The 10,349-nt window shown below is 66.3% G+C and carries 10 protein-coding genes; 5 read left to right on the top strand and 5 right to left on the bottom strand.

Translation table 11 applies throughout. The annotated features are described in order from the left end of the window. Both IC66_RS0125500 and mobB read right to left on the bottom strand, forming a co-directional pair. Nucleotides 1–1,029: molybdopterin molybdotransferase MoeA (locus tag IC66_RS0125500; protein WP_038949544.1), on the bottom strand; the 1,029-nt coding region annotated here is incomplete at its 3' end. A gap of 9 nt (nucleotides 1,030–1,038) precedes the next feature. After that, on the bottom strand, nucleotides 1,039–1,566 hold the full coding sequence (gene mobB, locus IC66_RS0125495; RefSeq protein ID WP_028142270.1) for a molybdopterin-guanine dinucleotide biosynthesis protein B: 528 nt from the start codon (nucleotides 1,564–1,566) through the stop codon (nucleotides 1,039–1,041). 211 nt (nucleotides 1,567–1,777) lie between these two features. Between mobB and fdhD the strand changes: the two genes are divergently transcribed. The 3 genes from fdhD (at nucleotide 1,778) to IC66_RS0125480 (ending at nucleotide 3,612) form a co-directional block, all read left to right on the top strand. Further along, the gene (fdhD, locus tag IC66_RS0125490) at nucleotides 1,778–2,668 is read left to right on the top strand and encodes a formate dehydrogenase accessory sulfurtransferase FdhD (RefSeq protein WP_028142269.1); all 891 of its coding nucleotides are present in this window, start codon (nucleotides 1,778–1,780) and stop codon (nucleotides 2,666–2,668) included. Beyond that, nucleotides 2,649–3,290 (top strand): molybdenum cofactor guanylyltransferase MobA, encoded by a 642-nt coding sequence (gene mobA, locus IC66_RS0125485; RefSeq protein ID WP_028142268.1) that lies wholly within the window; start codon nucleotides 2,649–2,651, stop codon nucleotides 3,288–3,290. Before fdhD ends, mobA begins: the two co-directional genes overlap by 20 nt. A 91-nt stretch (nucleotides 3,291–3,381) precedes the next feature. Further along, nucleotides 3,382–3,612, top strand: a complete 231-nt coding sequence (locus tag IC66_RS0125480) for a hypothetical protein (protein ID WP_028142267.1) — start codon at nucleotides 3,382–3,384, stop codon at nucleotides 3,610–3,612. 71 nt (nucleotides 3,613–3,683) lie between these two features. Here IC66_RS0125480 and IC66_RS0125475 read toward each other — a convergent pair whose 3' ends face one another. Genes IC66_RS0125475 through IC66_RS0125465 form a run of 3 tightly spaced genes read right to left on the bottom strand, consistent with a single transcriptional unit; the run spans nucleotide 3,684 to nucleotide 7,635 of the window. Continuing rightward, nucleotides 3,684–5,633, bottom strand: a complete 1,950-nt coding sequence (locus IC66_RS0125475) for a molybdopterin biosynthesis protein (RefSeq protein WP_028142266.1) — start codon at nucleotides 5,631–5,633, stop codon at nucleotides 3,684–3,686. 13 nt (nucleotides 5,634–5,646) lie between these two features. After that, on the bottom strand, nucleotides 5,647–6,753 hold the full coding sequence (locus tag IC66_RS0125470) for a molybdopterin-binding protein (RefSeq protein ID WP_028142265.1): 1,107 nt from the start codon (nucleotides 6,751–6,753) through the stop codon (nucleotides 5,647–5,649). Between the two features lie 54 nt (nucleotides 6,754–6,807). Further along, nucleotides 6,808–7,635, bottom strand: coding sequence for a substrate-binding domain-containing protein (locus tag IC66_RS0125465; RefSeq protein ID WP_038949543.1), 828 nt, complete (start codon nucleotides 7,633–7,635; stop codon nucleotides 6,808–6,810). Nucleotides 7,636–8,015: 380 nt separating this feature from the next. Here IC66_RS0125465 and IC66_RS0125455 point away from each other — a divergent pair, with 380 nt between their 5' ends. After that, on the top strand, nucleotides 8,016–8,909 hold the full coding sequence (locus IC66_RS0125455; RefSeq protein WP_028142263.1) for a helix-turn-helix transcriptional regulator: 894 nt from the start codon (nucleotides 8,016–8,018) through the stop codon (nucleotides 8,907–8,909). A 98-nt stretch (nucleotides 8,910–9,007) separates the two neighbouring features. Next, nucleotides 9,008–10,222, top strand: coding sequence for an ABC transporter substrate-binding protein (locus IC66_RS0125450; protein WP_028142262.1), 1,215 nt, complete (start codon nucleotides 9,008–9,010; stop codon nucleotides 10,220–10,222). Nucleotides 10,223–10,349 lie beyond the last annotated feature (127 nt).

The raw sequence follows: 10,349 nt of genomic DNA, 5'->3' as shown, positions 1-10,349 counted from the left end.
CATCGGGATCGGCAGAAGCGGCTCCGGCAGGCCGCCGGCGAGCGCCAGCACCGTCGGGCGCACGACATGGACGAAGGTCACGAAGCTCGCGACGGGATTGCCGGGCAATCCGATCAGCGGCGTGCCGTCGATAATGCCCATCGCCACGGGACGGCCAGGCTTGATCGCCATCCGCCACAGCACCAGCGAGCCGATGCTCTCGACCGCCGCCTTGACGTGGTCCTCCTCGCCGGTCGAGACGCCGCCGGTCGTGAGGATCAGGTCATGATCACCGGCCACCTGCTTCAAGCCATTCGCGAGCGAAGTCCGCTCGTCGCGCAAGATGCCGAGATCGCTGACCTCGCAGCCGAGCCGGCGCAGCATCGCCATCAGCATGAAGCGGTTGGAATCGAACAGTTGCGAGGCCGCGCGCGGCTCGCCGGGCGAGGCCAACTCGTCGCCGGTCGAGAACACCGCAACGCGAATGCGCCTGATGACGTCGAGACTGACAAGTCCGAACGCGGCGGCGAGCGCGACATGCTGCGGCCGCAAGCGCTGGCCGGCGCGCAGCGCGATGTGGCCCTCAGGGATGTCCTCGCCCGCGGGGCGGACATTGGCGCCGGGCTTCAGCCCCGGCGGCAGCACGATCTTGCCGTCATCGTCGATGCGAACGTCCTCCTGCATGAAGACGGTTTCTGCATCCGGCGGCATCGGCGCGCCCGTGAAAATGCGTGCGGTATGGCCGGGCTTGATCGGCGCCTGTGCGAGGCCGCCGGCCTGGATGCGGCCATCGAGCGGGAACGCCCGCTCCGCGGCTTCAGGAATGTCGGCGTTGCGCACGGCGTAGCCGTCGACCGCCGAGTTGGTGAAGGGCGGCAGCGGCAGAGGCGCTGCGACATCGCGCGCCAGCACGCGCCCGTCCGCGTCGACCAGCGCCACCGTCTCCAGATCGGCGATCGCGTTGACGCGCGTCGTAATGAGACCGACGGCCTCGTCGACCGACATCATCGGGCCGCCGAAGGCAAAGCAATCGTCCGACAGTTGCGCCATGGTGCCTCGTCAGCGTATCGCGGCGCTTTTCGCCACCGCTTCTTCGACCGGCATCGCGGCGCGCAGCAGCAACGCCGCAGCTGCCGCGACATCGTCGAGATGGACAGTGGGCAGCCCCGTGTCAATGGCGGTGTCGGCCGCGATCCCGGCGATCCCGGGATCGTCGGGAAACAGCAACGGCTTGCCGTTCGCCGCGCGATGCACCTCGATCTTGCGATGCGGCTCGCGCTTGAAGCCCTCGACCACGACGAGATCGACCGCGGAAAGCTTGCTCAGGAGCTCGGGCAGCCGCGGCTCCGCCGCCCCGCGCAGTTCGTGCATCAGGGCCCAGCGGTTTGACGAAGCAACCAGCACCTCGGCCGCGCCGGCCTCGCGATGGCGCCAGGAATCCTTGCCGGGGACATCGACGTCGAACTGGTGATGCGCATGCTTGATGACCGAGACGCGCAGCCCTTGCGCGTTGAAATGCGGGATCAGCCGCGTCAACAGCGTGGTCTTGCCCGCACCGCTCCAGCCTGCAAGGCCGATGACTTTCATTCCAGCTCCGTGTCCGCGAGCGACTTGGTTTTGGTGGAACCGCTATCCCTCCCCGTCATTGCGAGCGAAGCGAGGCAATCCAGACTGCTTCCACGGTGGCACTCTGGATTGCTCCGTCGCTTCGCTCCTCGCAATGACGAACGGAGGCATTTCGTTTTCCGTCAGCATGCTTATATCGGCTTGACCCGAATGTCATGCTAACCTCGCCGCCATGATGAAGATCGACAAAGCCCCCGTGCCCCTGATCGTCCCTGACACGGCCGACCCGCGCCTGACCCAGAGCGTGGCCGGGACCGACCAGACCGGCGCCAGGGTCGAGATCAAGGTGCCGATGGAGCGGCCGCTGACGCTCTACCTGAATTCCCAGGAGATCGTCACCATGATGACGATCGGCGATTACCCGGAATATCTGGCGCTCGGCTACCTGCTGAACCAGAACATGCTGAAATATAATGACGTGGTCACGGAGGTCGAATACGACGACGACCTCCAGGTGGTCGTGGTGCGCACCACGCACCACACCAATTTCGAGGCCAAGCTGAAGAAGCGCACGCAGACCTCGGGCTGTGCGCAGGGCACCGCCTTCGGCGATCTGCTCGAGGCGGTCGAAAGCGTCGCACTGCCGAAGGCCGAGCTGCGCACCTCCTGGCTTTACCAGATGACGCAGACCATCAACACGATGCCCTCGCTCTATCTGGAGGCCGGGGCGATCCACGGCTGTGTGCTGTGCAAGGAAGGCACCCCGCTTTGCTACACCGAAGACGTCGGCCGCCACAACGCCGTCGACAAGATCGCGGGCTGGATGTACCGCCACGGTGTCGATGCTAGCGACAAGATCCTCTACACCACGGGGCGGCTCACCTCGGAGATGGTGATCAAGACGGTCCGCATGGGAATTCCGATCCTGGTGTCGCGCTCCGGCTTCACCGCCTGGGGCGTCGATCTCGCAAGACAGGTCGGGCTGACGCTGGTCGGACGCACCCGCGGCAAACGCTTCATCGTCCTCGCGGGCGAGGAACGCATCGTCTACGACCAGGACCTCGCTTACGTCGAGGAAGAGTCGGCGAAGCACAAGCGCAAGGGTGAAGCTGGTGACGACTGAGAGTTTGCCGACGCAAGGCGTGCTGCTCGCCGGCGGCCTGGCTCGGCGCATGGGCGGTGGCGACAAGCCGATGCGCACGATCGGCGGTCGCACCATCCTTGAGCGCGTGATCGCGCGCCTTTCGCCCCAGTGCAGCGGACTGATCCTCAACGCGAATGGCGATCCCGCGCGTTTCGCCGCATTCGGCCTGCAGGTCGTCGCCGACGACGTGCCCGGCTTTCCCGGTCCGCTCGCCGGCATCCTCGCCGCGCTCGACTGGACCGCGGCGAACCGGCCGGGCGTCGAATGGGTGCTCAGCGCCGCCGGCGACTGCCCGTTCCTGCCGCGCGATCTGGTCGCGCGCCTGCATGAAGCGCGAAAACGGGAGAACGCTCAGCTCGCGGTGGCGGCATCAGGCGAGCAGTCCCATCCCGTGATCGGCCTGTGGCGCGTCGGCTTGCGCGACGAACTCAGGCACGCACTGGTCGTCGAGGACCTCCGCAAGATCGACCGTTGGACCGCGCGCTATCCGCTCGCGACGGTGACGTGGCCAACCGAGCCGCTAGATCCGTTCTTCAACGCCAATACGGTCGAGGATATCGCCGAGGCCGAACGGCTGGCGGCGCTGGATGATGCATCCTAATGCGTTGCCTGTTCATGGCCTTGAGCTCCTGGCTATGAACCGGACCTAAGAAGCGAACGACCAATGATTGGGACGTTGCCCCGGATGAGCCATGGCCGACTCGCTCTTGGAAGTCATTTTCGATGTTGTCGATATCGCGTTCGATGTTTCGGACGCAATCGATCGCACGAAGCAGCTGGGCAAGCCTGACACCGTGGAAGTCCCGCCGGACCCGAAACCGTTGTCGGCCGCCGCCCAGCGTGCGCTCGCCGAAGCCGAGGAACGGGAGCGCAAACGCGGTCAGTCCGATCAAGCCGCCAGCCGCACCGACCAGGCATCGTAGCTGCAGACCCAGCCGGTATCAGTCCGCTCCTTCAGCCGAATATTTGATGCGCGAGGTCTTCTGCACCGTCGCTACGCAGGCCGGAATCCCGCCCGCTCCAGCGCGGCGTGCGCCTCATTCGAGCCAAGCGCATCGAGAAACGCCTGCACCGCCGGCCGGTCCTTGCGCGCCGTGACCAGCGCGAAGTCATAATGCTCTTCCGCGAACGGAATGAAACCGAGGCCGGCCGCTTGGGCGACCGGCGCAATGGTCATGCCCCAGTCGGCACGGTGCTGCGCAACAGCTGCCGCAACTGCATTGTGCGACCGCGGCTGGTTCCAGTAGCCTTCCGGGCGCGCACCGCCGAGCAGCCGGTCGATCAGGATGCGCGTGCCGGCGCCCTGGTTGCGGTTGACCATGATGCAGGCGGGATCAGCGAGCGCCGCCGCGACGGCCTCCTTCGCACCGAGGCCCTCGAAACGCCTGTCGTCCGGGCGGAAGACGATGCCCTGCATCCGACGCCAGCCCGGTACGAGCTCGAGCCCCTCGACGAGATAGGGCGAGTTGTAGGTCTCGCTCTTGTCATCGAACAGATGGATCGGCGCCAAATCGCATTCACCGCGCTTTGCGGCCGCGAGTCCACCGAGGCTGCCGACGGCAATCGAGCGCACGGCCAGGCCGGCATGCGCGAGCTGGGCGGTGACGAGATCGAGGCCGGTGCAATGGCTGCCGACGATGACGAGATCGGGCACGCGCACATGCGGCGTGAACAGCGTCACCTCGGTTTCAGTTCCGGCCGGCATCTGGTCGGCGAGCGCATCAATGCGCAAAAAGCCATCAGCCTGCGCGAAGGACGTGACCGCACCAGACCCTTTGCCGGAGGGGTAGGCGATCAGACCGTCCCTGCCCTCGACCAGCGACACCATGACGAACTCGGTGCGGCCGAGCTCGGACGCAATGCGCACCGGCACGGTCGCGTTCACCTTGGCATCCGAGCGCGGCGGCAAGCCAGCCAGCTTGCGCAGCACCGGCACGACCATGTCGTGGAAGGTAAACATCGCCGAGGTCGGAAAGCCCGGCAGGATCACCACCGGCTTGCCGTCGCACACCGCAAGGCACAACGGCTTGCCGGGCTTGAGCGCAACGCCATGCGCGATGATGCCGGGCTGGCCGAGCCGGCCGATGATGCGATGCGACAAGTCGCCCGCGCCTTTCGAGGTGCCGCCCGACAGGACCAGCATGTCGGATTCGGCGAGCGCGCGGCGCATGGCGGATTCGAGTTTCGCCTCATCGTCCGGAATGGCGCCGAGGAAGATCGCCTCGCCGCCATTCTCGTCGATCGCAGCGGTGACGATGGCGCCGTTGGTGTCGTAGATCGCGGCGGGCGGAAGAGCCCCGCCGGGTTGGACCAGCTCGTCACCGGTGGAGATCACGGCGACACGCGGCCTCCGCGCGACGGTCACCCCGGCGACGCCGCACGCGGCCAGCATGCCGATCTCGCGCGAGCCGATGATGGTGCCGGCACGCAGCAGCGCCTCGCCGCGCGCAATGTCGGATCCGGCGTACGACACGAATTGCCCGGGCGAGACCGCCCGACGCACGTCGATCGCATCAAGGCCAACCGGCTGGGTGTGCTCGACCATGACGACCGCGTCGGCGCCACGCGGCAACGGACCGCCGGTGGCGATCGGCGTTGCGGTTCCCGCTGCCACCTGGAGCGTCGGCGCGGTGCCGCAGTGGATGGTCTCGCCGTTCAGCGTGAGGCGCCGAGGAGCGCCTTCGCCAGCCGCCGCAAGGTCTGCCGAGCGCACGGCAAAACCGTCGACATTGGAGCGATCGAAAGGGGGAACGTCGATCGGCGCAGTGATGTCTTCAGCGAGCGCCACGCCGAGCGCATCGCCGAGCTTGCGCTTTTCGCTCGGAACGGCGCGCGGGAACAACGCGGCCTCGAAGCGCGCCAGGGCCTCCTCGCGCGAGAGGATCTTGAGGAACTGCTCCTGTTCGAGCGCGCTGCGGATTTGCGATTGCGGGTTCATCGACATGCCAAAACCCATATCATTCCCACATTAGATAGGCATCGACCGGCACGCCTGCCGCAAATCCCTCGTGGCTGTCAGGAATGAGCAGCCATGCATCCGCACCGGCAATGGCCTGGAGCGGCCATTCGCCCACGGCGAGCGGCGTCCAGCCGTGATGTTCCCTGGCCAGCAAAGCGATCTCGACGATGCCGACGCTGGACGCGATTTTTCGCGCAAGCGGCAGGCTCACCTGCCGGCGCGGCCGGCGCAGCGATAATCGGTCGATGAGCGGAAGCACGAGCGCGAGCCACACCGCCAGCGCATGATCCGGCGAGCCCGGCAAGGCGACGACGGGAACCTTTCCGAGCTTCGCGACCGCGGCGGTACGCCCGGGCTGAAGCGCAAGACCGTGGGCGATCACATGACCACGCTGAGCCAGCGCGGCGACGGCCGCATCGCCGCGGCCAACTCCGCTGCCGCCGACCGTCAGGATCAGATCGCAAGAGGATATATCCAGCGCATCGGCAATCGACACCGCATCACGCGCGCCGGCCTCATGCGTCTTCACATCCACTCCCGCGGCGCCCGCGATCGCGGCGATCATATGCATCGTTGCCGTTGCACCCGGCACGTTGACGATGCTCAGCCGGGGCCGACGCACGCCGAGCTTGTCCAAGCCGGCAACGCGCGCGAGCAGCAGATCGGCCGCGGCGACCGGTTGGCCCTCGGCGCCGGCCGGCGTGCGCGCCGCGATGTCGCTGCCGCCACGCCTGACGCCCTGCCCCGGCACGCCCTCCGCCAGCACCTGCACGAGCGGCCCCGATGGATCGACCGCGTCGGCATCGAGTACACAGTCGCAGCCGTCGGGCATCGCGTCACCGGCTTCGACCCACACGGGCGCTTGTGTCAACGGCAGCGGCGAATAAGAGGACGCGCCGACGAGATCGTTGGCGCAGAGCGCCCAGCCGTCCGCGGCGGCGATGTCGTGATGCGGATGGGCCGCAAGCAGCGGCGTGCCCGCCGCGATGCAGCCGGCCGCTTCGCTCAGCGGCAACTCCACCGGTGCGAGCGGTTCAAGCGCGCTCAGCAACGCGGCGAGCGCGGTGTCGAGCGGGGTCAGCGATGGCGGCAGGCGCTGGGTCATGCGCCATGGTGGACCATGCATCGCCCGGTTTGGCAACCACCGGCGATACCGCCGTCAACCGCCCGACCTATCCGCATTGGGGAAGAATAGCTGCTGCCCGTCGACCTTGTAGCCTGCGATCGCCGTCTGCCCCTCCGGCGAGGTCAGCCAATCGATGAAGGTCTGCGCGAGATCCTTCTTCACGTTCGGAAACTTCTCGGGGTTCACCAGCATCACGCCGTACTGATTGAGCAACCGCCGGTCGCCTTCGACGACGATATCGAGATCGCCGCGATCCCTGAAGGCGATCCAACTGCCGCGATCCGACAGCACATAAGCATTGGCGGCGCGCGCGGCGTCGAGCGCCGAGGCCATGCCCTGCCCGGCCTCGCGATACCAGGCGCCCTTGGCCCCGGCGATGTCGATGCCGGCGACGATCCAGAGCGCCAGCTCCGCAGCATGCGTGCCCGACCGATCGCCGCGCGTCACGAACGGCGCGCCCTTGGCCTCGATCGCCTTCAGCGCCGTCGCGATATCCTTGCCCTTGACGCCGGCGGGATCGTTCTTCGGCCCGATCAGCACATAGTCATTGTACATCACGTCGAAACGCTTCACGCCAAACCCGTCGGCGACGAATTTCTCCTCCTGCGGTCGCGCATGCATCAGCACGACGTCCGCCTCGCCTCTTCGCGGCCCGTCGAGCACCTCGTCGGCGCGCCGCGCGATCACCGTCACGTCGACGCCGGTCTTGTCGCGGAAGATCGGAAGCAGATAGTCGAGCAGACCGGACTCCTGCGTCGATGCGGTCGAGGCCAGCACGATTGCGCGGTCTTCCGCGGACGAGGCCGCAACGCCCGCGGTGAGGCCGCAGAAGAGCGCGAATGCAGCGGACAGGCGGCCCATGATCAGGTTCCCATTGGCTATGACGCGATCATGATGATGATCGATTGCGCCGCACTCGTGACGTGTTTGCGCGCTGCGACGCCCCATGCGAACAACAACAGATAGAATTTAAATCAAGCCACTACCGGCGGCAGGGCTTGGACCTAAGGCGGCAATCGCGCGGCTCGGGAAATTTCGGCAACGCAGATCGGCATGCCGATTGCCATCGCCGGCGATGAGCGCACGCTGCAGGATCATTCACCAAAGCAAAAGACGCGCGTGAGGATGTGTTGCAAAGCAGCGAGATGATCAGGCATGGTCCCGGAAGACGAGAATTGAAATGCAGAATTCCACCTGCGTCGAACGTCAAAAAGAAGCAAGAATTTGCATAGGAATGCAGGATGGAATTCCTGACGACCAGCGAAGCCGCCGACTATCTTCGGCTCGGCGAACGCAAGCTCTACGAACTCGTCACCACCGGCGCGATCCCCTGTACCAAGGTGACCGGGAAGTGGCTCTTCCCGCGCCACGAACTCGATCTCTGGGTGCTCTCTGGCCTCGCGCGTCCGGCCGGCATGCTGATCGCGGAGCCGCCGCCGGTCGTGGGCGGCAGCCAGGACGAGCTGCTGGATTGGAGCCTGCGCGAATCCGGCTCGGGCCTGGGATCGATGAGCGAGGGTAGCGTGCGCGGGCTCGAGCGCTTGCAGCGCAACGAGGTGATGGCGGCGGCGATACATTTCCACGGCCTGGATGCTTCCGACGATCTCACTGGGGATGCCAGTGTCGAAGCGCTGCGGGCCGCTCCGGATTTGCATGATGCGGTGCTGGTCGCGTTCGTGCGCCGCGAACAGGGTCTCGTGCTGCCGCAAGGCAATCCCAAGCATCTGCACGGCCTGACCGACGTGCTCGCGCTCGGCGCCCGGATGGCGATGCGGCAACAGGGCACGGGCGCGCAGATGCTGCTCGACGTGCTGCTGAAGCGCGCGGGCGCCACGACGCGGGATTTGCGCCGGGTCGAGACGCCGGCCCTCACCGGACCGGATCTCGCGGAACTGGTCCGCGCCGGCCAGGCCGATTGCGGCATCGCGACGCGCGCCGCCGCGCGTTCGGCCGGCCTCGATTTCGTGCCGCTGGTCTGGGAGAATTTTGACCTCGCGATGCGGCAGCGCAGCTATTTTCGCCCCGCCATGCAGGCCTTGATCGGATTTCTGAACGAGCGGCGGCTGCGCCAGCGCGCCGAGGAGCTGACCGGCTACGATCCCTCACCCGCAGGACAGATCCGCTTCGCAGCCTGACATTGACGCCCGCCCCAAAATAGTTGCAAAAGAAACCAATTCAGCCGGGCATACCCGGGGCAACACCGGCCAACGTGCCGGAACAGGGGAGGACAAGCATGAATCCAATCAGATTTGGACTGCCGGTCGCGGCCGCCTTGACGGCGGCGCTGCTGTCCGGTGCGGCATCGGCGCAGGTTTCCGACAACGTCGTCAAGATCGGCGTGCTCACCGACATGAACGGCCCGGCCTCTGCACCGACCGGCCAGGGCTCGGTGACGGCGGCGCAGATGGCGATCGACGATTTCGGCGGCACCGTGCTCGGCAAGCCGATCAGCGTCGTGGTCGGCGACCATCAGCTCAAGGCCGACATCGGCGCCTCGCTCGCGCGGCGCTGGTTCGACGTCGAGCAGGTCGACCTGATCGTCGACGTGCCGGTCTCGGCGGTCGGCCTCGCGGTGCAGAACATCGCCAACGAGAAGAAGCGGCTGTTCATCACCCACTCCACCGGCACCGCCGATTTCCACGGCAAGTTCTGCTCGCCTTACGCGATCCAGTGGGTGTTCGACACCCGCGCGCTCGCGGTCGGCACCGCGGACGCCGTGGTCAAGCGCGGCGGCGACAGCTGGTTCTTCATCACCGACGATTACGCCTTCGGCCATTCGCTGGAGCGCGACGCTTCCGCGGTGGTCACCGCCAATGGCGGCAAGGTGCTGGGCTCGGTGCGGCCGCCGCTGGCGACGCCTGACCTCTCCTCCTTCGTGCTGCAGGCGCAGGCCTCCAAGGCCAAGATCATCGGCATCGCGGCCGGACCGCCCAACAACATGAACGAGATCAAGACCGGCTCGGAGTTCGGCGTGTTCAAGGGCGGCCAGCAGATGGCGGCGCTGCTGGCGCTGATCACCGACATCCACGGCCTCGGCCTGCAGGCGGCGCAAGGCCTGCTGCTGACCACGTCATTCTATTGGGACATGGATGACAAGACCCGCGAATGGTCGAAGCGCTATTTCGCCAAGATGAACAAGATGCCGTCGATGTGGCAGGCCGGCGTCTATTCATCCGTGATGCACTATCTCAACGCCATCAAGGAATCCGGCACCGACGATCCGCTCAAGGTCGCAGCCAAGATGCGCGAAAAGCCGATCGAGGATTTCTTCTCCCGCAACGGCAAGCTGCGGGAGGACAATCTGATGGTCCACGACCTCTGGCTGGTGCAGGTGAAGACGCCGGAGGAGAGCAAGTATCCGTGGGACTATTACAAGATCCTCACGACCATCTCGGGCGACAAGGCGTTCGGTCCGCCGGACCCGGCATGTGCGATGGTGAAGAAGTGACCGGCAACGCAAGCTAGCTGCAACGTCATGGCCGGGCTTGTCCCGGCCATCTACGTCTAGCCGCGCAGACAGAAGAACGTGGATGCCCGGGACAAGTGTTTAGCCCGGACAGATCACTGACGGGTGT

It is taken from the genome of Bradyrhizobium genomosp. III (genome assembly GCF_000261705.1).
Classification (GTDB): Bacteria; Pseudomonadota; Alphaproteobacteria; order Rhizobiales; family Xanthobacteraceae; genus Bradyrhizobium; species Bradyrhizobium ottawaense.
This window is presented reverse-complemented; position numbering and strand designations above follow the sequence as displayed.